The organism is Streptomyces sp. NPDC001750 (genome assembly GCF_042892615.1).
Taxonomy (GTDB): domain Bacteria; phylum Actinomycetota; class Actinomycetes; order Streptomycetales; family Streptomycetaceae; genus Streptomyces.
On record NZ_JBIAUE010000003.1, the window covers coordinates 136,618 to 159,649 of the forward strand.

Annotated in this window: 19 protein-coding genes and 1 pseudogene; 8 read left to right on the forward strand and 12 right to left on the reverse strand. The window is 73.1% G+C overall.

Annotation, left to right across the window (positions count from 1 at the left end; all coding sequences use genetic code 11):
- Window positions 1–11: 11 nt before the first annotated feature.
- Window positions 12–932 carry a DMT family transporter gene (locus tag ACFYY6_RS06800; RefSeq protein WP_386608472.1) on the reverse strand — a complete coding sequence of 307 codons (921 nt, stop codon included), beginning with the start codon at window positions 930–932 and terminating at the stop codon, window positions 12–14.
- A 29-nt stretch (window positions 933–961) separates the two neighbouring features.
- Window positions 962–1,777: an SDR family NAD(P)-dependent oxidoreductase gene (locus tag ACFYY6_RS06805; protein ID WP_351523524.1), complete on the reverse strand. Its 816-nt coding sequence runs from the start codon at window positions 1,775–1,777 to the stop codon at window positions 962–964.
- A gap of 441 nt (window positions 1,778–2,218) precedes the next feature.
- On the opposite strand from ACFYY6_RS06805, the gene ACFYY6_RS06810 reads away from it, so the two are divergent.
- On the forward strand, window positions 2,219–3,367 hold the full coding sequence (locus ACFYY6_RS06810; RefSeq protein WP_389191961.1) for a galactosyldiacylglycerol synthase: 1,149 nt from the start codon (window positions 2,219–2,221) through the stop codon (window positions 3,365–3,367).
- An 11-nt stretch (window positions 3,368–3,378) separates the two neighbouring features.
- Here the strand turns inward: ACFYY6_RS06810 and ACFYY6_RS06815 are convergent, their stop codons facing one another.
- The 4 genes from ACFYY6_RS06815 to ACFYY6_RS06830 all read right to left on the reverse strand — a co-directional run bounded on the left by ACFYY6_RS06815 (window position 3,379) and on the right by ACFYY6_RS06830 (window position 8,370).
- On the reverse strand, window positions 3,379–4,515 hold the full coding sequence (locus ACFYY6_RS06815; protein WP_351523528.1) for a hypothetical protein: 1,137 nt from the start codon (window positions 4,513–4,515) through the stop codon (window positions 3,379–3,381).
- A gap of 179 nt (window positions 4,516–4,694) precedes the next feature.
- Window positions 4,695–5,726, reverse strand: a complete 1,032-nt coding sequence (locus ACFYY6_RS06820; RefSeq protein ID WP_389191964.1) for a TolB family protein — start codon at window positions 5,724–5,726, stop codon at window positions 4,695–4,697.
- Complete coding sequence (locus tag ACFYY6_RS06825) at window positions 5,723–7,024, reverse strand: MFS transporter (protein ID WP_389191967.1); 1,302 nt, start codon at window positions 7,022–7,024, stop codon at window positions 5,723–5,725. The genes ACFYY6_RS06820 and ACFYY6_RS06825 overlap by 4 nt, the downstream gene beginning before the upstream one ends.
- Window positions 7,024–8,370, reverse strand: coding sequence for a discoidin domain-containing protein (locus ACFYY6_RS06830; RefSeq protein ID WP_389191970.1), 1,347 nt, complete (start codon window positions 8,368–8,370; stop codon window positions 7,024–7,026). The genes ACFYY6_RS06825 and ACFYY6_RS06830 overlap by 1 nt, the downstream gene beginning before the upstream one ends.
- 416 nt (window positions 8,371–8,786) lie before the next feature.
- Here ACFYY6_RS06830 and ACFYY6_RS06835 point away from each other — a divergent pair, with 416 nt between their 5' ends.
- Together ACFYY6_RS06835 and ACFYY6_RS06840 are read left to right on the forward strand one after the other, a co-directional pair.
- Entirely contained in the window at window positions 8,787–9,281 is a 495-nt protein-coding gene (locus tag ACFYY6_RS06835; RefSeq protein ID WP_351523536.1) for an archease, read from the forward strand.
- A 33-nt stretch (window positions 9,282–9,314) separates the two neighbouring features.
- Complete coding sequence (locus ACFYY6_RS06840; protein ID WP_389191973.1) at window positions 9,315–10,742, forward strand: RtcB family protein; 1,428 nt, start codon at window positions 9,315–9,317, stop codon at window positions 10,740–10,742.
- Between the two features lie 48 nt (window positions 10,743–10,790).
- On the opposite strand, the gene ACFYY6_RS06845 is transcribed toward ACFYY6_RS06840, so the two are convergent.
- Window positions 10,791–12,473 (reverse strand): helix-turn-helix domain-containing protein, encoded by a 1,683-nt coding sequence (locus ACFYY6_RS06845; protein WP_386608467.1) that lies wholly within the window; start codon window positions 12,471–12,473, stop codon window positions 10,791–10,793.
- Window positions 12,474–12,485: 12 nt separating this feature from the next.
- The gene (locus ACFYY6_RS06850) at window positions 12,486–12,824 is read right to left on the reverse strand and encodes a hypothetical protein (RefSeq protein ID WP_351523541.1); all 339 of its coding nucleotides are present in this window, start codon (window positions 12,822–12,824) and stop codon (window positions 12,486–12,488) included.
- A gap of 109 nt (window positions 12,825–12,933) precedes the next feature.
- Here ACFYY6_RS06850 and ACFYY6_RS06855 point away from each other — a divergent pair, with 109 nt between their 5' ends.
- Both ACFYY6_RS06855 and ACFYY6_RS06860 read left to right on the forward strand, forming a co-directional pair.
- Window positions 12,934–13,140, forward strand: a complete 207-nt coding sequence (locus ACFYY6_RS06855; protein WP_351523543.1) for a DUF5988 family protein — start codon at window positions 12,934–12,936, stop codon at window positions 13,138–13,140.
- A gap of 496 nt (window positions 13,141–13,636) precedes the next feature.
- Window positions 13,637–14,272: a hypothetical protein gene (locus tag ACFYY6_RS06860; RefSeq protein ID WP_389191976.1), complete on the forward strand. Its 636-nt coding sequence runs from the start codon at window positions 13,637–13,639 to the stop codon at window positions 14,270–14,272.
- A gap of 131 nt (window positions 14,273–14,403) precedes the next feature.
- Here the strand turns inward: ACFYY6_RS06860 and ACFYY6_RS06865 are convergent, their stop codons facing one another.
- Complete coding sequence (locus tag ACFYY6_RS06865) at window positions 14,404–14,919, reverse strand: lytic polysaccharide monooxygenase auxiliary activity family 9 protein (protein WP_351525681.1); 516 nt, start codon at window positions 14,917–14,919, stop codon at window positions 14,404–14,406.
- A 440-nt stretch (window positions 14,920–15,359) separates the two neighbouring features.
- Window positions 15,360–15,470, reverse strand: a pseudogene (locus ACFYY6_RS06870) (DUF664 domain-containing protein); the annotation flags it as partial.
- A gap of 171 nt (window positions 15,471–15,641) precedes the next feature.
- On the opposite strand from ACFYY6_RS06870, the gene ACFYY6_RS06875 reads away from it, so the two are divergent.
- Window positions 15,642–16,298, forward strand: a complete 657-nt coding sequence (locus ACFYY6_RS06875; protein WP_351635127.1) for a YoaK family protein — start codon at window positions 15,642–15,644, stop codon at window positions 16,296–16,298.
- A 482-nt stretch (window positions 16,299–16,780) separates the two neighbouring features.
- Complete coding sequence (locus tag ACFYY6_RS06880) at window positions 16,781–18,247, forward strand: PP2C family protein-serine/threonine phosphatase (protein WP_386610514.1); 1,467 nt, start codon at window positions 16,781–16,783, stop codon at window positions 18,245–18,247.
- A gap of 243 nt (window positions 18,248–18,490) precedes the next feature.
- Here the strand turns inward: ACFYY6_RS06880 and ACFYY6_RS06885 are convergent, their stop codons facing one another.
- Window positions 18,491–19,990: a hypothetical protein gene (locus tag ACFYY6_RS06885; RefSeq protein ID WP_351525678.1), complete on the reverse strand. Its 1,500-nt coding sequence runs from the start codon at window positions 19,988–19,990 to the stop codon at window positions 18,491–18,493.
- Window positions 19,991–20,221: 231 nt separating this feature from the next.
- Here ACFYY6_RS06885 and ACFYY6_RS06890 point away from each other — a divergent pair, with 231 nt between their 5' ends.
- Entirely contained in the window at window positions 20,222–21,352 is a 1,131-nt protein-coding gene (locus tag ACFYY6_RS06890) for a phosphotransferase (RefSeq protein ID WP_351635132.1), read from the forward strand.
- 79 nt (window positions 21,353–21,431) lie between these two features.
- Here ACFYY6_RS06890 and ACFYY6_RS06895 read toward each other — a convergent pair whose 3' ends face one another.
- Window positions 21,432–22,763, reverse strand: coding sequence for an N-acetylmuramoyl-L-alanine amidase (locus ACFYY6_RS06895; RefSeq protein WP_386610512.1), 1,332 nt, complete (start codon window positions 22,761–22,763; stop codon window positions 21,432–21,434).
- Window positions 22,764–23,032: the final 269 nt, after the last annotated feature.

Consider the following 23,032-nt stretch of genomic DNA (forward strand, 5'->3'; position numbering starts at 1 on the left):
GTCGGTGCGGGCTATCGGTCGCGGTCGGTGGGGTGCTCGCGCGGTGGCTTCGCCGTCGTGTCCCAGTGCTGCGCCACCGCCGGGGACCGCGACAGGCCCACGGTCCCGGCGGCCACCAGACACGCGCCGGTGACGGCCTGCAGCACGTGGGCCTCCAGCGCGATCCGCTCGCCGAACAGCACCGCGCCCAGGACCACGCTCACCAGCGCGTCCCCGAGCGTGAGCGCCGGTTGCGAGACGGCCAGCGTCCCGGCGTGCAGGGTGCTCTGCAGCAGCGCCAGGCTCAGCAGGCCGACGACGCACAGCGCGTACGGGTAGCCGGTCGTGAGGACCGCCGCCGTCCCGTCCTGGATCCGGCCGGCGGTCTCCTTGACCAGCCCGGCGGTGCAGGCGAAGCAGATGGCCGTGGCGCAGCCGAGCGAGGCGACGCGGGCGGCGCCGCGGACACCGCGGGCGACCAGCAGCAGCGTGGCCACCGCCGTCGCGGCGCAGGCTCCGACGAACAGCCAGGTGCCGGCCTCTCCGGTCGCCTCGCCCGGCGACGGCCCGGCGGCGGTCAGGAAGAGCGTCAGACCGCCGCCGAGCATCAGGAAGGACAACCAGGTCCTGCCGCCCGGGCGCTGGCGGAACACGACGGTCCCGATCAGGAGCGTGAAGAGGAGCTCGCTCGCCATCAGCGGCTGCACCACCACCATGCTGCCGACCGCCAGCGCCGCCGCCTGGAGCAGGGCGGACAGTCCGAGTGCCGACGCGCCCGCCAGCCAGAACGGCCGCCGCACCAGCCGGACCGCCCGGCGCACCGCGTGACGCACCGTCCGGCGCGCGCCCCGCGCGTCGTCCGCCGGTTCGCACGCCGCCTGGTCCACGGCGGCCCGCCGCTGCAGCACGGAGGCGGCGCCGTTGGCGAGAGCCGCCAGCAGCGCCAGTGTCACGGCGAGGACGTCCACAGGTACCGGCGGATTCACCCGAATCGGGCGGCGAGACGGTGGTAGAGCCCGGGGGCCACGGCACGCACGCATCCGGGCAGACGCAGCCAGCCGGGGACGTACACCTCGGCACGGCCCGAGACGTAGGCGTCCCAGACGGCGTCGGCGACCCTCTCCGGTGACATGGGGCGGGGCCACGAACGGGCGTACGGCGTGCCTCGGCGTTCGAAGAACGGGGTGTCCACGACGCCGGGGACCAGATGGGTGATCCGCACGCCGGTTCCTCTGAGTTCGTGGCCCAGGGCGTCGGCGAAGGTGCCGATCGCCGCCTTCGCCGCCGAGTAGACGACCTCGCCGCGGACGCCGGTGGATCCGGCCACCGATCCGATCAGCATGATGTGCCCGCGCCCCGCCGCGAGCATGTGCGGCAGCAGGAGCCGCACCAGCCGGACGACGGACACCAGGTCGACGGTGAGGACCCGGTCGGCCGCGGCCTCCGGCATGGAGTCGAAGGGGCCGGCCCAGCCGACCCCCGCGGCGGCGACGAGCAGGTCCACCCGGCCCGCGAGATCGAGGGCCTGGCGGACGAGCCGCTCCGTGCCGCCGGGCGCCGTCAGGTCCGCGCACAGCGCCGTCGAGCGCGTCCGCGCCGCGACGCGCTCCAGGCGCTCGCGGTCGCGGCCGGCCACCAGCAGCCGCCAGCCCCCTTCGGCCGCGATCCGGTACGAGACCGCGGCCCCGATGCCCGAGGAGGCACCCGTCACCAGGGCCACGCCGTCGCGGACGGCGCGGCCGTCCGACGCGTCGGCGCCCGGCACGCCGCGGTGGGCGGTGCCCGGACCAGATGACATGGTCTCTCCCCTGGGTCGGCACGGTGCGGCGCGTCGTCTCCGCCGCCCGGTGATCGGGGTCGCTCGGAGATCTCGGGGCGAGGACCTCGCGCCACCGGGTCTGGTTAGGAGTAGCCCGGGCGCGCTCGGACAAAACCGTCGCGACCCACACCTCACTGAACCGCACGGCACCACCCGCGCCCGCAGAATGGGACCACCACGCCCAGTGCCCATGGCGCCGGATCCGCCGCGCGCCGCCGACGTCAGGGGTGATCAGGTGCCCACTGCCCACACGGACGGCCGTTCGGGGCCGCGCCGGGACACCCGCCGACCGGGTGAGCCGGGTGCGCCCGCACCGCGGCCCGTACGACGCTCCCCGGCGACGGCCCGCCGCGGACGGTCGCCCGTACCGCGGATCCTCGTGGCGAGGCGCCCCGGCCGGTGGTCGCGGGCCGTCGACCGATGAGCGCGGCATCCGGGCGGTTCCTCGTCCTGAGCGCCGGCATGGGCTCCGGGCACGACACCGTGGCCGCCGAGCTGACCCGCCGGCTGGAGGCCGGCGGAGGGCGGACGACGACGGTCGACGTCCTCGATCTACTGCCCCCGGGGGCCGGAGCCGGGCTGCGCGCCTTCTACCGGACGGTCATCCGCCGCGCGCCGTTCGTCTACGCGGGGCTGTACGCGGCGTTCTTCCGCCACCCGGGGGCCGGTCTCCCCCGCCCGGGCAGTGCCCCGTTGGCGGTGCTCGCGGAGCGACGGCTGCTGGAGCTCGTCGCGCGGCGCCGCGCGGACGTGGTGGTACCCGTCTTCCATCTCGCCGCCCAGCTCACCGGCGGTCTGCGCGCCCGCGGCGCGCTGCACGTGCCGAGCGCCGTGGTCATCACGGATTTCGCCGTGCACCGCCAGTGGCTCCATCCGGGCAACGACCTCCACCTCTGTCTGACGCCCGCTCTCGCGCACCGGGTGCGGCGGGCGGTGCGGCGTCCGGCCGTCGTCTCCGGCCCGCTGGTGGCGCCCCGCTTCCACGCCCCGGCGTCGACGGCCGAGGAGTGGCGGCGCCGTCTCGGCCCGCCGGACCGTCCGCCGGTGCTGGTCTCGACGGGGGCGTGGGGGGCGGGCGCGCGGGTGGTGGACACCGCCGGGCTGCTGGCCTCGGCGGGGTACCGGCCGGTCGTGCTGTGCGGGGACAACACGCGTCTGCGCCACAGTGTGGCCCGGGTCGAGCACGCGGTCGCCCTGGGCTGGGTGGACGACGTGCGGGGGGTGATGGCGGTCGCCCGGGCCCTGGTCGACAACGCGGCGGGCCAGACGGCGCTGGAGGCGCTGGCCGCCGGGCTGCCGGTGGTCGGCCACCGGCCCATTCCGGGGCACGGCGCGGAGGGCGTGCGGAGCATGGCGGCGCACGGCCTCGCCGACCATGCCCCGGACCCGTGGGCTCTGCTGAGGGCTCTGGACGAGGTGACGGCCCCGGGCCCGGCACGCGAGCGGCGTCTCTCCGCGGCCTGCGGCCTGTTCCGGGGAGAGGGGGTGCTCCCCCTGGAGGACCTGGCCCGGGCCGGGCGTGCGCGAGCGCGCGAGGCGGGGGTGCCCGGCGCTTCGCCGGGGGCCTGACCGGTGGCCCTTCAGTAGCGGAGCGTGCCCGCGATGCCGACGCCGTCGGGGAGGGTGCCGTCGGGGACGAAACGCACTTCCGTGTCGGCGTCCAGCGCCGCCTCGACGAGGCTGTCGACGATGTCCGTCTCAACGCCCTCGGGGGCCGGTTCGCCCTCCGGTACGTCGACGACGTGCAGCTGGTGGTTCTCGTCCGCCCGCCCCGCGGCGCGCAGGCCCTCCTCCACGAGGACGAGGGCGGCCCTGTGGTCCATGACCGTGTTCCACACCTCCGCGAGGCCCGCGACGTACGCCTTGCGGCCGCGCGCCGCGTCCAGGTCCGCGCGGGCCTGTTGTGCGCGGTCCTCGCGGATCTTGCGGAAGACGGGTTCCAGACGCTTCTCCAGCTGGGGTACGGCGTGCTTCTCGGCGCCCGTCAGTTCCAGCCCGCCCACCGTCGCCCCGGCGTGGCGCGAGATCTTTCCGAAGGCGGTGGTCAGCTCGGGGCTGCCGACCAGGACGAGGGGCAGGTTCCGGTCCGTCATGGCCCGGGCGAGGCGCTCCTCGATGTCGGAGACGTACTGACCGACACGAGCCGCGCGGTAGCCCGTGCGGTCCGTGCCGTACGCCGGGCCGGGGAGCGCGTCCGCAAGGTCCGGGACCTGCGGCTTCGCCGGGAAGCCGTGGGCGGTGACCTCGGTCAGGCTCCCGGCGTGGGCCAGGTACAGCCTGCTCTCCTCCTGGTCGAGGACCAGCACCCAGTACGGGCGGGCGTACAGGTGGGCCGCCACCAGGTTGCGGGTGAGGTACGTGGTCGTGATCTCGACGCGTTCGGGGATCTCGTGCGGCGAGACGAACTGCCACGCCTGCGGGTCCTCGTCCGGTGCGAGCAGCACCAGCAGGCCGTCCTCGGCGCGCTGGGCGTCGATCAGCCGCAGGACGGTGTCCTCGCCGAGCTGTCGCTCCAGCCGGATCCGGCTCTCGCGGTCGACCTCGGGGTCCTCCTTGAGGCGTCGCACCGCCTCGCTGAGGAGATTGCGCAGGCGGATCGGGTCCTGTTCGTTCTCGGGCCTGGCCCGGTGGGTCGGCATGAGCAGCGAGATCGCCGGGAAGGGGCGCGGGCGGCGCAGGTCCTTGAGCACGGCCGGGGTCAGGTCACTCGTGCGCATCCATGGCCTCCCTGGAGCGGCGGGGAACGGTGATCGCATCCAGGGGATCACGGCACGGCGGGCCCCGCGACCGGGCGGCCCGGCCCCGGGGGCCCGGTGCCGGGGAGCCGCCTCGGAGCCCGTCGGCCGGCCTTCGACCGGAAGGCGGACGCGGCACGGCACGGCCGCCCGGTCAGTGGTCACCCGGCGGGCTCTTGGCCCACCGCCGCCGGTGACGATCCTCCGGACACGGCCATGCGGGGTGTGCCGGTGCCGTCCGCGGGGACGGTCCAGATGTCGCTCCCCCGGCCCCCGGAGCCGGGCAGGGCGTAGGCGACGGTGCCGTCGTCCAGCCAGGCCGCCTGGTCGTCGACGTTGCGCGTCTCGGCGAGCGGTGTCTCGCGCATGGTCCGCAGGTCGAGGACGTACAGCCGCCAGGGATCGGCCGGGTCGTCGGAGACCTTCTTCTTGAAGGCGAGCCGGGTGTTGTCGGGCGACAGGGAAGGGCACTCGACGTTCTGCCGCAGCGCCTTCGCCGACCACTTCGCCATGTCCCCCTCGACCAGGTAGGTGCGGCCCTTGGTCGAGACGGTCGCGTAGAAGCGGTTGTCGTCGCGGGCGAAGGTCACCCCCCAGTAGTTGACGTCGGGGGCGTGGTAGCGGGCTCCGTCGAGGGTCAGGGGGATGCCCTCGATGGACTTGACGAGGTAGCCGGTGCGCAGGTCGAGGATCGCGGTCCGGGTGGAGAAGGCGGTGGTGGCGTACGAGTCCCCGGTGGCGAACACCGTCCAGGACACCATCCGCCCGGAGGCGGAGACGCGGGCGCGGGTGGGGATGCCCGGCACGGTGATCCGGCGCTGTTCGCGCAGTCGGCGGTCGAGCACGACGGCGTGCGTCCTGGGCAGTACGCCGGGGCGGGCGCGCAGGCAGACCGCGTGGTCGCCGGAGGCGTAGAACCGGTCGCAGGCGGGACCGCCGGGGGTGCGCGTGCCGGGCGGGGCGGCGAGCGGGCGGCGGGCGACACGTCCGGTGGCGGTGTCCCGGAAGTACAGCGCGGGCCCGGTGACGGTGAACGAGGCTTCGGCTTCGGCCTGTTGGGCCGGGGTACGGTGCTGCGCGTGCAGGGCGTAGCCGACGGATCCGCCCGCGAGGAGCAGCACCGCGGCCACCAGGACGGCGATCCGGGCCCGTGGGCCCAGGGGTGTCGTGGGTTCGGGGAATCCGGCGCTCATGCGGTCGGCCTCTCGGTGGTCGGGGCTCCGGGCTCCTCGGCGGCCGCGGGGTCGGACGGGTCACGGGGCAGCAGCGCCCAGCCGCCGACGAGCGCGGCGAGCAGGGCGACGGCCGCCGCCCACAGGGCGGGGCGCGGTCCCCACACGGTCCAGGCGGCGCCGAAGCCCGCGGCGGCGAGCATCCGGGCGAGTGCCTGGCCGGTCTGGAGCAGGGCCAGCCCGCCCGCCCTGCCGTCGGCGGGCAGCACGGGTGAGGCCAGGGCCATCAGCACGCCGTCGGTCCCGGCGTAGAAGACCCCGAGCAGCACGAGCACGGGCGCGACGAGGAGCAGGGCGGGGCCACCGGCCGGGAGAAGGAGCGCGGCGTACACGCCGAGCAGCGCGAGGTGCCCGTACAGGAACGGCAGCCGTCGGCCCACCCGGTCCGCGATCCGCCCGGCCGGGACCGCGAGCAGCAGGTAGCACGCCGCCGCGCCGAGCGGCAGCAGCGGGAACCAGCCGACGGGGAGGTCGAGCCGGCGCTGGAGCAGGAGGTAGACGAAGGCGTCCCCGATGGTGGCGGCGCCGAGCAGTCCGGCGGCTGCGAGGATCCGTCGGAAGCCCCGGTCGCGGAGCGCCGCGAACACCTTGCGGGTACGCGGGGCCCGGGGCGTCGGCGGGCCGAGAACCGGCTGTCGGGGCACATACAGCACGAGGAGCAGTACGCCGAGCAGCCCGACGCAGAAGCTGACGACGAACACCGCGTCGTAGGCCCCGGTGGTCGCCCGGAGCAGGGCGAACGCGGCGAGCGGTCCGAGCAGGGCGCCGGTGGTGTCCATGGCCCGGTGCACACCGAAGGATCTGCCGAGCGTCTCGGGCCTGCTGCTGAGCGTGATCAGCGCGTCCCGGGGCGCGGTGCGGATGCCCTTGCCGACGCGGTCGGTGGCGAGGGCGGCGGCGATCCCCGCGGTGGCGCCGCCCGCGAGCAGCAGTCCGAGCCGGGAGAGGGCGGAGAGGGCGTAGCCGATGCCCGCGACCCTCTTGTGCCGGTGGCCGCGGTCGGCCGCGTGGCCGCCGAGCAGCCGGACGACGGAGGTCACGCCGTTGAACAGTCCGTCGAGGAAGCCGAATTGGAGGGGTGAGAGACCGAGTCCGAGGACCAGGTAGAGCGGCAGCACCGCGGTGACCATCTCGGAGGAGACGTCGGTGACGAGGCTGACCGTGCCGAGTGCCAGGACGGTGCCGGGGACGCGCCGGACCGCCCCGGCGGTGCGGGGCGGTGCCGGTGTGTCCCGGCGGCCTGTGGTCGCCAGGTACATCAGTGGCAGGTGTACTTCGGGCTGGTGTCCTTGGCCTTGCCGTCGGTGCCGACGTAGCTGAAGCTGTAGCCGGTGTCGGTGAAGTCCAGTTTCAGGACGCCGTACTGACCGCTGATCCGCTTCTGGCTGTTGGGCTGGACCTCCTCGATGGGGTAGGGCTCGGCGCCGCCCATGCCGCCGACGACCTCGGTGATTCCGTCGGCGGTGGCCTTCCCGTCGGGGTTCTGCGGGGCGAACCGCTCGTAGTGGTGGTCGTGTCCGTTGAGCACGAGGTCGGCCTTGGCCCCGTAGAGGAGCTTCCAGACCGGTCGGCTGACCGGGTCGTTGCCGTGCCCGCCCGAGGAGTACAGCGGGTGGTGCCAGTAGGCGGCGACGCACGCCTTGGTGTTGGCGGCCAGATCGGCCTTGAGCCAGTCGATCTGGGCGCTCTTGTCGAGGGAGTTGGAGTCGAGGGCGATGAAGTGCCAGTTGCCCTCGTCGAAGCTGTAGTAGGTCTTGCCCTGGGGGTAGCCGATCGCGCCGAAGTACGCCTTGTAGCCGGCGAGCGATCCGGCCGGGTCGTACGTCTCGTGGTTGCCGGGCACCGGGTGCGTCTTGTTCTTGAAGGCGCCCCAGGTCTTGTCGTAGTAGGCGCGGTAGTCGGAGATCCGGGCGTCGTCGTACTGGTTGTCGCCCATCGTCAGGTAGAACTTCGGGTTGATCTGCTGGGCCAGCGCGGCGGTCCTGGGGTGGGCGCAGCCGCTGTCGGAGGCGGTGCACTGGGCGGCGATGTCACCGGCGGCGACCACGGTGAAGGCACCGGTCTGCGGGGGCGTCCCGGCGAACGTGCCGTACACCTCGACCTCGTGGAGCGAATAGCCGTACGAGGTGCCGCGCGCGGTGCCGTACACGCGCAGGTAGCGGCCCTTGCCGGACAGGCCGGGCCGGTCGTCGGTGCCGCCGTCGCCCGCCGTCTCCTCGGCGAGCCGGGTCCATGCGCTGCCGTCGGCGGAGATCTCGATCCGGTACGCCTTGGCGTACGCGGCCTCCCAGTCGAGCTTCACGCGTGTGACGTCGGCGGTGGCGCCGAGGTCGACGCGGATCCACTGCGGGTCCTTGCCCTCGACGCTGGCCCAGCGGGTGGCCGGGTCGCCGTCGAAGGCGTTCTGCGGGCCGAGACCGGAGTCCTCGGTGGAGGAGGCGGTGGCGGGCCTGCCACCGGAGATGAGTGGGTCGGCGGTGGCGTCGGCCCGGTCGGGCCAGGCGAGCAACAGGCCGCCGACGAGGAGGAGTACGGCGGCGAGGACCGTGGGCACCGTACGGTGCCGGGTGGCTGTGGGGAGCGGAGCTGAGCCTTTCAGGTGCATACCTGCACTCCTGGCCTGGGGGGCGAGAGCTGGGCATCGGTGCATGACCGCGCGCCCGGCCCGCGTGCGGACGGGGAGCGGCATCGAGGTGGCCGGGTCAGAGCTCTCGCTGAGCGCGTCATGCCCGTGGGGCGGGCACCGCGCCAGGCCACCGGCCGGAATGCTAGCGAACAGTAAACTTTCCTACCAGTCCCCCGACCCGCCTTGTTCCGGCGGCCGTTCGCCGCCATTTGCCACAGGTATTCGGACCTCGGGAACATTCTCGAATCCCTCTGCCCGACGGGTACGGGACGGGCCCCGCGCCGTCCGCGGGTTGCCCCGGGGCGGGGTGCGGGACGACGCTGGAGGTAGCGGCGGCCCCGCCCGTTGAGCCGGGCCCGGGCCGCGTACGCGGAGACGACGGGGAGGCGCCGGCCGTGGACGGTCGGGAACCCGTGGCACCGCGCCGCCCCGGCGCGCGCGGCCACCGCACCGTGCCGCACACCGCGGACCTGCGGGTGGAGGCGTGGGCCCCCACGGCCGGGGGCTGTGTGGCCGAGGCCGTGCGCGCGATGGTGGAGAGCTTCGCCGACACGTCCGGCGCGGCGCCGGTCGGGGAGCGCACCTGCCCGGTCGCGGCCGGCTCCGGCGAGGACCTGCTGGTGACGGTCCTGGAGGAGGTCGTCTACCGGCTGGACGCCCACGGGGAGATCCCGCTCGACGTGGAGGTGGACGCGGACGTGGGCACGGACACGGGCACCGGAGCGTCCCGGGCGGCGGGCGGCGGACCGGGACCGCTGGTCCGTTTCCGCATGGCCGACGCCGGGACCGCCCGGGAGGTCGGCGCCGTACCGAAGGCCGTCTCGCTGCACGACCTGCGGCTGCGGCACGACCCCGACGGCTGGGCCTGCGGGGTGACCCTCGACGTCTGAACGCGGGCCGGCCACCGACCGGAGGTGAGGGCCATGGAGATCGCACTGGCGGAGTGGAGCCCGTACCGGTTCCGGATCGAACAGCGGGAGCCGATGCGTGTGCCCGGGGTGGTGTTCGCCTCCCGTGCGCTGCTGCCGCAGGCGTCCGGGGACAAGGCGCTGGAGCAGGTGGCGAACGTGGCGACGCTGCCCGGCATCGTGCGCGCCTCCTTCGCCATGCCCGATGTGCACTGGGGCTACGGCTTCCCGATCGGCGGGGTGGCCGCCACGGACATCGCCCGCGGCGGGGTCGTCTCACCGGGCGGCGTCGGGTTCGACATCTCCTGCGGCGTCCGGCTGCTGGCCGCGGGGATCGACCGCGAGGCGCTCGACCACGACCGGATGCGGCGGCTGATGGACGCTCTCGACCGCACCGTCCCGCGCGGCATGGGACGCGGCGGCCTGTGGGAGCTGTCCGGGACCGCGGAGATGGACGAACTGCTGGTCGGCGGGGCGCGGTACGCGGTCGAACACGGTCACGGAGTGCCGCGCGACCTCGCCCGCTGCGAGGACCACGGCGTCCTGGAGGGCGCCGCGCCGGGAGAGGTGAGTTCGCGGGCCGTCGAACGCGGACTGCACCAGGTGGGCAGTCTCGGGTCGGGCAACCACTTCCTGGAGGTCCAGGCGGTGGACCGGGTCCACGACCCCGTGACGGCGGCAGCCTTCGGGCTGCGGACGGGTCAGGTCTGCGTCATGATCCACTGCGGCTCGCGGGGCCTGGGGCACCAGGTGTGCACCGACCACGTCCGGGTGATGGACCAGGAACTGCACCGGCACGGCATCCGGGTCCCGGACCGGCAGCTGGCCTGCACCCCGGTCGACTCGCCGCGCGGCCGCGCCTACCTGGGGGCGATGGCGGCGGCCGCCAACTACGGCCGGGCCAACCGTCAGTTGCTGTCCCAGGCCGCCCGTCGCGCCTTCGCCACGGCCACCGGGGCGGGGCTGGACCTGGTCTACGACATCTCGCACAACACCGCCAAGATCGAGACCCACGAGGTGGACGGTGTGCGGCGCTCCCTGTGCGTCCACCGCAAGGGGGCGACACGGGCGCTGCCGCCCGGCGACCCGGAACTGCCCGAGGACCTCGCGCGGGCGGGCCAGCCTGTGCTGATCCCCGGGACGATGGGTACCGGCTCGTACGTGATGGTCGGCCTGCCCGGCAACGACGCGTTCCGCTCCGCCTGCCACGGCGCGGGCCGGGTCTGGAGCCGTCACCAGGCACTGCGCATGGTCCGCGGCGAGCGGCTGCGCGACGAACTGGAGGCCCGCGGCATCGCCGTGCGCCCCTCGTCGTGGCGCGGTCTCGCCGAGGAGACACCGGAGGCGTACAAGGACGTGGACGCGGTCGTGGAGGCCACCGAGGGCGCCGGGCTGGCCCGGCCGGTGGCCCACCTGGTGCCGCTGGGCGTCGTCAAGGGGTGAGCCGCCGACGGGGAGCACCCCGCCGCCCGCGTCCTCCGCCCCCCTCCCCTATCCGATGCCGTCCTCGAAGTCGTCGGCGTCCTCCGGCCCCACCCCGTCGTCGCCGACGGGGTAGGTGTCCTTGACCTTGACCTCGCTGACACCCCGGCCCTCGGGAAAGACGCGCCGCCAGTCGCCGATGACGTGCAGTTCGTCGGTGCCCATCGCCCGTACGACGGCGAGTCCGTCCTCATGGGCCTTGAGGGCCTTCATCCAGAGGTTGGCGAACGCCTGCGAGCGGATGATGTGCATCCAGTCCGGCCGGTACAGCTCCCGGTTGTAGTTCGACTCCCCCATGGTGGAGACGAACTTGGAGTACATCGCCTTCACGTACTCCAGCGTCACCTCGTCGTCGGCGGCGATCGCCGTGTCCCTGGCCTCCTTGAGCGCGACCCGGAACTTCTCCAGCAGGTTCTCGGTGGCTCCGGAGGTGAACGACTCGTGGATCTCCGGTGGTTCGCACAGTCCGTGCTTCGGGCCGGACAGCCGCAGCAGGAGGCGCAGGGTCGGTTCGGTCACCCAAAGCGGGCCGGGTTCGTCACGGTTGCCGATCGGGTTGGGCAGCACAGCCGAGTGTTCCCACGCCGGCGGGGTGATCAGGTGGACACCGGCGCGGCGGCGGTCGTGTGCGAAGCCGGTGGAATGCTCCAGCTGCCCCAACGGCAGATGTGTCTTGAGGGCGGAGAGATAGGCGCCGTTGATGTCGAGCGCCGTCACTTCGTGGCGGCCGGGCGGAAGTTCGTGCCGGGTCCACTTCGGGCGCGCCTCCCAGATCTGGTCGGCCCCCCTGGACGTCTGCTTCTTGAGGATGTCGGGGATCCAGGGATGGGCGATCACGTCGTAGCGGGCACCCTTGCGGGTCTCGTCCAGCAGGCGCATCGCGTCCGGGATGGCCCGTTTCGACAGGGCGGCGACGGCCGCGTCCATGTCGCCCCGGTGCTCGGCGAGCGCGCCCCGGACCGCCTCGTGGATCAGTGCGGCCGGGCCGGCCTGCTGCTGGAAGGCACGTCGGGCCGGTGATCCGGAACGCCTCGACGGGTCCGTCGTGGACGACGCTCCCGCACCGGAGGCGGTGGAGCGTTCCGGCATCCGGTGGACGGGCGGTTCGGGTGCCCGGGCGGAGGCGGGGGCGACGTCCGGGGATCCGGCCGTCGTGACGGCCGGACGGCAGTCGGCCGCGTCCAGGTGCTGGGCGAAGCCCGCCACGCGCTGCGTGGCCGGATGCCCGCACAGCACGCACGGCTCGGCGCCCTCCAGGGGCTCCACCTCGTCGGGTGCTGGGCCGGGTTCCGGCGCGGGAACGACGGCAGCCGCCGCGCCGTGCGCCGCGGGCCGTTCTCCGGCCGGAGTCGCTGCGCCCTCGGACACGTCCTCGCTGTCGGTCCCGGCCCCGGATCCGGCGGCGGGCCCGGGGGCCGACGCGGGGCCGGTGGCAGAGGGGCTGGGCTCCGTGCCGAGCTTGGCGCTCAGTCCGTCCAGCAGATACGCGTACTTCGTGCGTGTCTCGCCGGACGGGTCCCGGCCGCTCTCCCACCCGGCGACGGTCGACGGGCCCACACCCAGCGCCCGCGCCACCTGCGCCCTGGACAGCCGGGCCCGTTCGCGCAGAGTGCGGCGCACCTCGGCGGCCGGGAGCTCCGCTTCCGGGCCGACGGCGGCGAGCAGCGAGTCGATCGCGTCGAAATCACTCACCGGACAGGCCCTTCAGATGTAGGTGACGGGGTTGCGGGACAGATGCGGGCTCGGGGTGGGGCGTCCCACGCGCGGATCACCGAGCAGGAGCTCGCCCTCGAGCGCGTAGCGGTCGCCGCGTTTGGAGATGCCGGTGATCCTCGCCACCGCGAGCACGGTGCCCGCGGCATTGATGATCTGCGCCTCGTTCTGGGACAGGGCCCGGTCGGCGTTGAACTTCCAGGCGCCCCGACCAGCTTCCCACGCCTCGTCCTCGCTCATGCCGGGACGCCATCCGCGGGCGGTTCGCGCCGGGCCGTCGCCCGCCTCCGCGGCACGCTCCGCGCCGATCCGGATCTGGAGCACCCGCACACCCCTCAGACATACTCCTCAACTTGTTGAGAAGTTTACATCGCCCGGGCGGACAGGGTGTCGGCGCGTCACGGAGGAGCCCGACCGGCCACCGGAGAAACTGCCTTGCATGACCAACACACTCAGAGCATTCCTCGAAGGCGGCCCCGACGACCTCCCGGAGCGCATCGTCCCCCTCACCACCCCGGGGAACGACCTCAAGGTCCCGTTCCGAGGCGGATACGAACACTTCAGGGTCACCACACGCCGCAAGGACACCCCGGAGGGCCAACTGCCCGTCTACGAGTGGTGGGAGCGCACGGAGTTCCCTGGCTGAACGACACCCGGAACACGCCACCGTTCCGGGACGCACGCACCCCGGGGCAGCACGACACCCCGCCGGGAGAGGGCACCGTCGGAGGCACGGGCGGCCCCGACCGCACCGCCACAACACCGCGAAGGGGCCACCGGGCGGCACAACACAACACAACACAACGCTCTCAAAACAGCAGGTCAGAGGCGAGAGCAACCGACACCGACAAGTCGACGGACGCCTTTTCCCGGGCGTGTCAACGAAAGACACGCCGTTGCGGGGGTGAGCGGGCTTCAGGAAGTCGCCCGTACGGACCAACGGAATATCAAGGGCGCCTGGTTTCAGGGTAGTTGAGCGTTTGTCGGATTATCCGGAAATAGCATTTGGCGTAGGTCGTGTACCCCGATAGGCGTTCCGGCCGCGCACGGCAACGTGTCCGATATGACAGGTATGGGGACCGTCAGTACGTTCAATCACGGGCCGACTGCTCAGCCGGCCTCCCTGAGACAGGAGAAGTGACATGGTTACCCGTTCCACCGTTGTTACCGGTGCCGTCGCGGCCGCGGCGGCCCTGGCTGCCACCGGTATCACCTACGCCTCCGCAGCCACCTCCGAGCCGGCCCAGGCGGCCCCCATCGTCCAGCAGGCCGCCCCCATGGCCCTCAACGGCGGCGACGCCGGCAAGGGCAACGAGGGCAAGGGCAACGAGGGCAACAACTACGGCGGCGGCCACGGCGGCGGCCACGAGAAGAAGCGCCACCACCGGCACCACCACCACCACAAGGGGCGCATCCACATCAACGAGCGCACCTACACCGATGAGCGCGGCGGCTGCGTGACCGTGATCAGCGGGCTCGGATCCAAGACCCTCAACATCCGCAACGAGAGCCACAAGACCGTCGAGGTCTTCCGCGGCGTCACCTGCGACAACGGCGCCCCCATCGCCACCGTCGGGCCGTGGAGCTCCAGCGACGGCGTCCGTCCGGGCCACGTCAAGGGCGGCGTCCACGTCAAGAACGGAATCGTCGCCAGCTTCCGCGTGATCCACCACCACCACGGCCACCACGGTGGCGACAAGGGTGGCTACGGTGACGAGGGCGGCTACGGCGGCGACGAGGGCGGTTACGGCGGCGAGGGCGGTTACGGCGACGACTGACCCGACCGCTCAACCCACACACAACCCCGGCCCGCCGGAATCGGGCCGGGGTTCCGTGTGTTCACGGCAACCGTTCCGTGCGTACGCGACATCCGGGGGAGACGGCCGGGAACCCGGCGACCGGGCCCCGGTCAGCCGACGTTGACGTCGATGCAGGCGTAGAAGGCGTTGGCGGTGTCGGCGATGTTCCACACCGCGAGCACCTTCTGCTTGCCGGTCAGTCCGCCGAAGCCCACCTGATGGGTGACCGTCGCGCCCGGCTGGGCCCCGTTGTCGTTGAACTCGGCGATCTTCCGGCCGCCGGCGAAGTACTGCCAGGTGCTCGTGGCGTGCCGGGCGGTCAGGACCCACTGGAACGACTGGGTCCGGCCGACCGGTGTCACCTTCCATCCCTTGGAGTCGTTGTCGAGTTCGGCGAACCGGCCGTTGCCGCCGCTGCAACTGGTCAGACCCTTGGGGCCTTCCACGCTCTGCGGCTCGTACTTGATCTCTCCACAGCTCACGGTCCCGGCGGCACACTGGGCCTGACGGCTCGGCGGCGACGAGATGTATCCGTGGGCGTCGGCGGAGCCCGCCGGGAGGGTCAGCGCCAGAACCGGCGCCAGCGCGGCTCCGACGACTGCGGCTGTCTTCCTTTTCGCGTGCATGCTTCTCCTTCACATGAGGCGTCGCTGCGCACGCCCGGGCCGTGGGGGCCCGACGACGGCAGGCCGGCCTCTCCGGTGTGGGGCCAAGAGGCGCGAAGGGCGGGGCAGGGCCCACCGGAACGCGCGCCGCGCGGTCGCGGGTGCCCGTCAGGCGGCCTTGCACTTGGACCAGACCATAACCATCGCCGAGCCGCCGTCAAGGGTTGCGGTCGGCGGAGAGTTCACGGGGCCGCTTCCGGACATCCCCGAACACCCGTCATCCAACTCCCGGAGGGCTCGCCCGGGGCGCGGGTTCCCGGGCGTCCACCCCGCGGGCGCCGACGCATGCGCCGGTGCCCGCGGAAACGAGGCCGGGCAGAGGCCGAACACCGTGCCGACGGCTCGAGGACACGGCCCGGCGCGGCCTCCCCCGCGCCGCTCGTCACCGGCGCCGCGTCACCACCCGTCGCGCCGTCGATGCGCTCGCGCAGCAGGTCGGCGTGGCCGATGTGACGCGCGTACTCGCCGATCATGTGCAGATGGACCATGCGCAGCGAGTACAGCTCGCCGGCATGTCAGCCTCCGAACCTGCCCCGCCCGCGGAGGATCGGGACAGCGAATTCGCCGAGCGCCGACGAACGGCCGGACACGACGGGGAGCGGAAGCGCGCGACGGGACGGAACGCCGCGCCGTGCCCACGGCGTTCCGGCGCCCTCCGGCACGGCCGCACCGAGAATGCAGGCGTGTCCACCGTCTCCTTCCCCACCGGGCGCGATCCGCGCACGGAATGTGCCCTGCTGCTCCTGTCGGCCGCCTCGGGGGCGACCGACGCGTTCGCCTTCGTCTGTCTGGGGCAGGTCTTCGCCGGAGTGATGACCGGAAACCTCGTGCTGCTGGGCGCCTCCGCGGTCGGCGTCGGGGAGCACGGGGTGGCCCTCGGGGTGATCACCGCGCTGGTCTCGTACGGCTCGGGGGTCGCGTGCGGGACGTGGCTGACCGCACGGCTGCGGTGGCCCCTGCCGATGACGCTGCTCGTCGAGGTGGTGCTGCTGACGGCGGGCGCGGTGCTGTGGGGGGCGGGTCCGCTCACGTCCGCCGGGGGCCGGCTGGGGCCGCTGGTGCTCGTCGCCGCGGCCATGGGCGTCCAAGGGCGGGTCCTCACGACGCCCACGAACTACTTCACCGGCACGCTCACGTACCTCGTCGGGCGCGCGGCGTCGCGGTCGTGGCGGCGGGAGGACCGCTGGGCGGCCGGCCGGCTGGCGGCGGTCGTGGTGGGTGCCGCCGTGACCGCGCTGGCGGTGCGGCTCAGGCCGGAGGCGGCGGCCCTCGTGGCGGTGGTGCCCGTGGCCTGCGCGCTGCTGATCGAGGCGGCACCGACGCGACGGCCCGGCGGCTGAGCCCGGCGCGGTGCCGGTACGGGTACCGGGCGTGGGCGTCGGCCGGGGCGCGGAGCTGGGGAGCCCCGGCCGGATCGGGGGTTTCCGGCCGGGGCGGTCGAGGGGTGGGCGCGTTGCGCAACCCCGCATAGATGAACGATAAACCATTGCAACTCGCCCCCGGGAATCACCCCCTCGGCGACGGGCGCCGGACCACGCAGGGAGGCGCTCGCGCGCCCCCGCACGCCCCCCGCGCACACCCCATGAGCCGGGCGCACAACCCGAGCGCGCACGGCGCGACATGCATCCACCCCCGAGCGTCAACTTCCGTCAGATGAAAGGCTGTTCGACGAATCGATGCCATGCGCAGCCCATGGCATATGCCAGAAGCAACAACGTATCGAGTGTTGCCAAATCCCTTACGAGCCCCCGCGGCCTGTGCCACAGTCGTCTCCGGTCCACCTTTCAGACCTGGTCGCGCCGCGCCTGTATCGGAGTACGAGATGCCGTCCCATCTGTCCGCGGACCGCCCCGCCCCGCAGCCGCACGAGCGTGACGCCGTCGACGCGCTGATCCACCGCGCCCGGCAGCTGCGCGGCGAGGTGGATGCCGTACGCCGCGACGCTGTCCTCGTCGACGAGGAGGACCCGCACACGCGCTGGCAACGGGCGCTCTGCGAACTGGCGGTCCACCATCTCGACGACCTCGGAACCCATCTGGGACAGCTGCGGGAGGGCCTCGGGCCCGACGCGCCGCACACCCCGCGCCCCCCAGGGCAGCCGTCCGCGAAGACTCCCTCCCGGCCCGCTCCGCACGGTGGGGCGGCCCCGTCGCGGAGCGGCTCGCTCATCGGCAGGGTGGGCAGCGCCGAGTGGAACCTGCTGACGGACGAGGTCATCTGGTCCGAGGAGCTGTTCCAGATCTTCGGCAGGTCCCCCGACGCGGGCCCCCTCTCCCTGGACGAGCTTCCGTCCGTGCTGCTCCCCGAGGACCAGCCCCTACTGACAGCCCTGGTCACGGACTGCCTGGTGGACGGAAGGCCCCTGGACGGGGAGTTCCGCATCCTGCGGACCGACGGCCGGACGCGCACGCTCCACATGATGGGCGAGCCGGTGCTCGACACGGACGGCTGCACGGCCTCGATGTGGGCGGTGCTACGGGACGTGAGCGAGCTGCGGCGCAGCGAGCAGGCGGTGCGCCGGACCCGTGACGCGCTGCGGCGCAGGCAGCACATGGCGCGCACCGAGCGCCGGATGGCGGTCGAGCTCCAGGAGGCCGTACTGCCTCCGTGGCGCGGCCCGCTGCGGCTTCCTTCGCGGGGAGCCGGTGTGCTGGACGTCGCGGCCCACTACCTCCCGTCGGAGTCGAGCTCCCTGATCGGGGGCGACTGGTACGACGCCCTGGAACTGCCCGACGACAGGACGATGCTCACCGTCGGCGACCTCACGGGGCACGGCGTCGAGGCCGCCTCCGCCATGGCGATGCTCCTGGGAGCGCTGCGCGGGATGGCCGTGGCCGGTGTCGAGCCCGGGGCTCTGATGGGGCATCTCAACCGGCTGCTCGAATCCTCCGTGCAGCCGGCCCTCGGCAGCGCCGTCTGCTGCCGCTTCGATCCGGCCACCGGCGCCCTCGCCTGGGCGCAGGCCGGGCACCCCGCACCGCTGCTCTTCCGCAACGGCGAGGGGCGCCCGCTGCCGTCGCCCGACGGGGTCCTCCTCGGCGCGGCATCGGGTGTCGCCTACGAGCAGGACGAGGCGCAGCTGCTGCCCGGTGATGTGCTGGTCCTCCACACCGACGGGCTGAACCGTCACAGCGACCGGGGTGCGGGCCCGGACGCCCTGCTCGCGCTGGCACCGCGTTTCGCGCAGGCCCGTACGGCACAGGAGTGCGTGCGCGCGGTCGTCACGGAGTTCGGCGGCGCCGAGCGCCTGGACGACGCGTGCGTGCTGATCGCCCGCATCGGGGCGTAGGCACAGCGGCGCCCGTACGGGCACTCGAACGCGAACGCCGGACACGAAGCGGTACGCGGGAGAAGGATCCGCCCACGGAACCCGGTGTGCGGACGATCGCCGGCCGGACGGTGTTCGGGCGGGCGGTGATCGATGGGACGGTGGTGTTGCTTCGGACGGTGTCGGACCGGGCCGTGCTCGACCGGGCCTCGGCCGCTGTCTCGCGGTCGACGACCGGTGCCCGCCCCTCGCGGTGCCCCCGGGTCAGATCTCCGACGAGCGACTGGGCCGCTTGATGACGGAGTGCTGCGGCATGGCGACCCGGATCTCCTCCCGCAGGTCCTCGATCTTCGCGTATCCCGCGTACTGGCCCGTCAGCCGGTACATCTCGCGCAGCCGGTCCCAGGTACGGTGCGAGGAGGTCTCCCCCATCGTCACCAGGGCCAACCGGGCGTAACGGTCGGCCTGTTCGGGGTCGTCGGCGATGAAGCACGCCGAGGCGAGCGAGATGAAGTCGAAGATCTTGGACCGCTGGCGTCCGTTGACCCGGAGTTCCAGCGCCTGCTTGGCGTGGCGCTGAGCCACCGTCGCCACCGACGGGTCGTGTTCGGCGAGGGTACGGAACGCCAGGGCCTGCATCCCGTGCAGATCCGCCTCGTCGAACATCTGCATCCAACTGGGGGGCGGGACGTCGCTCTTGTCCGAGACGAAGAGTTCCTCGGCCTTGCCGAGCGTGCGCCGCATCGCCTGGCCCTGCCCCATGGACGCCTGCGCCCATGCCTCGATGGTGCACAGCATCGCCCGGGTGCGCGGCAGAACCATGTCGCCCGAGCCGGACTTGGCGAGCTTCATCAGGTCCAGGGCGTCGTCGGGACGGCCCAGGTGGACCATCTGGCGCGCCGCCCGGGACAGGGCCTCGCCGGCGCGGGGACGGTCGCCGCCCTCGCGTGCCGCGTGCGCGGCGATGACGAAGTACTTCTGCGCGGTGGGTTCCAGGCCGATGTCGTGGGACATCCACCCCGCGAGCACCGCGAGATTGGCGGCGACGCCCCAGAGGCGACGCTGCAGGTGCTCGGGGTGGCGGTAGGCGAGCATGCCGCCCACTTCGTTGAGTTGCCCCACCACGGCCTTGCGCTGGAGTCCGCCGCCCCTGGAGGCGTCCCAGGCGCGGAACACCTCGACGGACCGTTCGAGTGCCTCGATCTCCTCCGACCCGATGGGGGCGGCCTCGTACCGGTCGAATCCGGCGGAGTCCGCGTACAGCGGGTCATCGGTCCGTGGGACGTCGGCCGCCAGCACGGGGTCGCTGTGCAACCAGTTGTGCATGGGGCCGGTGATGGTCGATCCTGCGGCGAGCGCGGCGCCCGCGCTCACCAAGCCGCGTCGGTTGAGCATGAGGTCCATTCCCGTGAATTCGGTGAGGACCGCTGCCGTCCGCTCGGGCGCCCACGGCAGTCCGTCGGGGTTGTGCTCCGCCCCCGCCTCTCGCCGCTTCCCCACACGCCCGCGCCGGCCGAACCCGAGGTCCTCGATGGTCACGACACGGCCGAGCCGCTCGGTGAACAGGGCTGCCAGCACCTTCGGCACCGGATCGCGAGGGGACTCGCCCATCTCGATCCAACGCCTCACCCGCGAGGTGTCGGTGGCCAGCTGCGGGTGGCCCATGGCCGCCGCCTGCCGGTTCACCAGTCTCGCGAGTTCGCCCTTGGACCAGCCGGCGATGCCGAACAGGTCGGACAGGCGGGTGTTGGGTTCTCCGGTCACGTCAAGCCCCCAGGTTCTCGGCTGTGTTGACAGTAGCCGCCTGTCACAGGCGTCGCGACTATTCGCCAGGGTTCGCCAGGGTGCGCCAGATGGTCTGCCACCCGTGATCTGGTGTCGGGTAGGAAAGCGCCACCCCGCCCGGCAGCCCTAGGTACTCCCCAGGGTGCCGAAGGGCCGCCGGACGGGGCGGTGCACGCAACTTGTCGGCGCACGAAGGGATCTGGTCCCCCCATGTACACAGCATCGTCCTCCGTGACCGCCCCGCCCCGGCCGCTCCGTCCCCTGGGGGCGGGCGGCGGGCCGTACCTCGCGCCGCACGCCGCCCCGTCGGCTTCCGGCGGGGTCCGGCCGAGGCGACCGGCGGGGGTGGGCGGCGCGCCGCTCAGCGGACGGCTGGACCTGTCCGGTCCGCAGGGCGCTCAGCTGAGGATGGTGATCGCGTCGGTGCACCGGATCTGCCCGGAGTTCAGTCCGGTGCAGGTCCTGCGCCGCAGCGGCCGTTCGGTTCTCCTGGTCGGCTCCACGGGACGCACGACCGCGGTCGCCAAGTGTTTACTGGACCACTCCCCCGCGTGGTCGGAGCGGTTCCGCCACGAGATAGCGGCCTACCGCGCGTTCGTCCGGCACCGCCCGCCGGTGCGGGTGCCCCGGCTCATCGCGGCCGACCCGGACAACTGCGCCCTGGTGATCGAGCGGATGCCCGGCCGGGTGGCGGCGCTGACCCGGCACCCGGCGGAGGCGCCGCCCCGGGCCGACGTGCGGGCCGTGCTCGGCGCGATCGCGCGTGTCAACACCTGGCGCCCGGCTCCGGGACTGTTCGACGCGCCGCTGGACTACGCCGCGCGGATCGCCCACTACCACGAGCTCGGTCTGTTCACCGACCGCGATCTGGGCGACCTGCAGAAGCTGCTGCACGGTCTGGCGGGCGGCCGTCAGGGCACGTGGCAGTTCTGCCACGGTGACGCGCTGCTCTCCAACGTCCTGCTGTCGCCCACGGGTCCGGTGCTGGTCGACTGGGAGCACGCGGGCTGGTACCTGCCGGGCTACGACCTGGCGACGCTGTGGGCGGTCCTGGGGGACGCACCGGCGGCGCGGCGCCAGATCAGCCAGCTGGCACAGGCGGCGGGACCCGCGGCGCGCGACGCGTTCCTGGTGAATCTGATGCTGGTGCTGACGCGGGAGATCCGCACCTACGAGACGGCCGTCCAGCGGGCCATGCGGGAGCCGGGGGCAGGAGGCGTCGTTCCGGACCGGCCGGGTGCGCTCTCGTCGAGCGAGGAACAGCGGCTGCTGCTGCGGCGGTTGCACGACGACTGCGCCATGGCCCGCCGAGCCGTTCGCGCCGCGGTCGGCACTCGCTGACCCTCCCGGGGGGAGACGCGCCGCGGGTCCGGTGCCGACACACCGGGCCCGCGGCGCGCTGCCGTGACGCGGGTCCTTCTCAGTGCGCGCGCACGATGTCCACGTCGGACGCCTTGACGAAGGCGATCCGGTGGCCGATCTGCACGGTCACGTACCTCTCCCCGCCTCGGAAGTACGTGTGGTCGTAGGGGTGCGAGGAATCGATCGTCGGGGCGTGGAAGTAGCCCGTGGGGGCCTCGCCGCCGCCGGGGTAGGTCTGCCCGGCCTTGATGGTGTACCCGAGCGGTGCTCCCACCCGCTGGTCCGCGAAGTCGGCGGGATACTCCGACTTCTCCGGGTAGGCGACGCCGAATACCGGAATCTCGGCGCGTCCCTTCTTGGGCCGGACCACGTATCCGGCGGTGGGTGTGGTGGTCCGGGTGTGGGCCGGGGTGCGCAACCACGCCTTCTGGCCGTACCACCAGATCGCCGTCCAGCCGGGGACCCGGTCCGCGACGACGGCCCGCTGGCCGGCGCTGATCTTGCTGCCCCAGTCGGCGGCGCAGTTGGTTCCGGGAGAGCCGTCGGGGTGCAGACCGGGGTCGGAGAAGAGCGGCGCGTCGGCGGACGGCGCGGTGTGGAGCGGGACGGCGCTGGATCCCTGGACGGGCAGGTCCACGCCCTTCTCGCAGTCGCGGAACGCCTGCTTGTTCTTCTTGAAGTCCGGGCTGATGGTGACGAGTTCGCCGCGGGCGGAGGCGGTCGGCACGGTGGGCCTGCCGAGCAGCGCCATGAAGCGGTTCCAGTCCCAGTACGGGCCCGGGTCCCAGTGCATGTTCCTGGTTCCGGAGGCGGTGGTGGGCGGTACGCCGTCGTGGCCGATGATGTGCTGGCGGTCGAGGGGTATGCCGTATTCGGCGGCGAGGTGACGCACCAGCTTCGCGGTGGAGCGGTACATCTCGGCGGTGTACCACTTGGCGCCGTCGACGGCGACGCCCTCCTGCTCGATGCCGATGGAGTGGCTGTTGACATACCAGTTGCCCGCCTGCCAGGCGACGTCCTTGTTCTTGACCATCTGGGTGACGTGGCCGTCGGAGGAGCGCACCACGTAGTGGGCGGAGGTCTGCTTCAGCGGGTTCTGGAAGATCTTGAGGGTGGTGTCGAAGTCCTCCTCGGTGTCGTGCAGGACGATGAACCTGATCTTGTTGGTGCGGGGGCGGTCGGAGGTGTCGTAGTTGCCGTACGTCTCCTTGTCGGCGGGGTCGCCCGTCTGCTCGTGGGCCGCCGGAACCCAGTCGCACGCGAGACCGCGCGGGCAGTCGGGCCGCACCGAGTCGGCACCGGCATGTGTCGCGGGGCCGAGCAGCGTCGTGCTCAGCGCGCCGGCGGTCGCCAACGCGGCCGCGAGTCGGGTCCTCTGCTTGGGCGTCATGGGGCCTCTCCTGGAGCCGTGCGAGTGGGGCCGTACGTGTTCCGATCTCACTGTTCCGCGGTGCGCGCACACTCTCGGACGTGAGATGACAGCGCGTCAAGGGGTCGGCGCCGCCCGTCGGCCGAGCCAGTGGACCAGACCACTGGCGCCCTCTTTGACCTGCGGAAAGAAGGAATCCGTGGGAGGTCGGTGGCATCTCGATCCCCGCGTTCCGGGTGTCCCGGTCCGATCAGTCATCGGCGGGCAGGGACACCGCGCGCCCGGGCGCA

Coding starts and splice junctions, on each gene's coding strand:
- ACFYY6_RS06860 (WP_389191976.1), top strand. CDS start 13,637: ATGGTTACCCGTTCCACCGTTGTTACCGGTGCCGTCGCGGCCGCGGCG.
- ACFYY6_RS06820 (WP_389191964.1), bottom strand. CDS start 5,726: ATGAGCGCCGGATTCCCCGAACCCACGACACCCCTGGGCCCACGGGCC.
- ACFYY6_RS06805 (WP_351523524.1), bottom strand. CDS start 1,777: ATGTCATCTGGTCCGGGCACCGCCCACCGCGGCGTGCCGGGCGCCGAC.
- ACFYY6_RS06865 (WP_351525681.1), bottom strand. CDS start 14,919: ATGCACGCGAAAAGGAAGACAGCCGCAGTCGTCGGAGCCGCGCTGGCG.
- ACFYY6_RS06830 (WP_389191970.1), bottom strand. CDS start 8,370: ATGCACCTGAAAGGCTCAGCTCCGCTCCCCACAGCCACCCGGCACCGT.
- ACFYY6_RS06895 (WP_386610512.1), bottom strand. CDS start 22,763: ATGACGCCCAAGCAGAGGACCCGACTCGCGGCCGCGTTGGCGACCGCC.
- ACFYY6_RS06810 (WP_389191961.1), top strand. CDS start 2,219: ATGAGCGCGGCATCCGGGCGGTTCCTCGTCCTGAGCGCCGGCATGGGC.
- ACFYY6_RS06815 (WP_351523528.1), bottom strand. CDS start 4,515: ATGCGCACGAGTGACCTGACCCCGGCCGTGCTCAAGGACCTGCGCCGC.
- ACFYY6_RS06855 (WP_351523543.1), top strand. CDS start 12,934: ATGACCAACACACTCAGAGCATTCCTCGAAGGCGGCCCCGACGACCTC.
- ACFYY6_RS06880 (WP_386610514.1), top strand. CDS start 16,781: ATGCCGTCCCATCTGTCCGCGGACCGCCCCGCCCCGCAGCCGCACGAG.
- ACFYY6_RS06890 (WP_351635132.1), top strand. CDS start 20,222: ATGTACACAGCATCGTCCTCCGTGACCGCCCCGCCCCGGCCGCTCCGT.
- ACFYY6_RS06840 (WP_389191973.1), top strand. CDS start 9,315: ATGGAGATCGCACTGGCGGAGTGGAGCCCGTACCGGTTCCGGATCGAA.
- ACFYY6_RS06825 (WP_389191967.1), bottom strand. CDS start 7,024: ATGTACCTGGCGACCACAGGCCGCCGGGACACACCGGCACCGCCCCGC.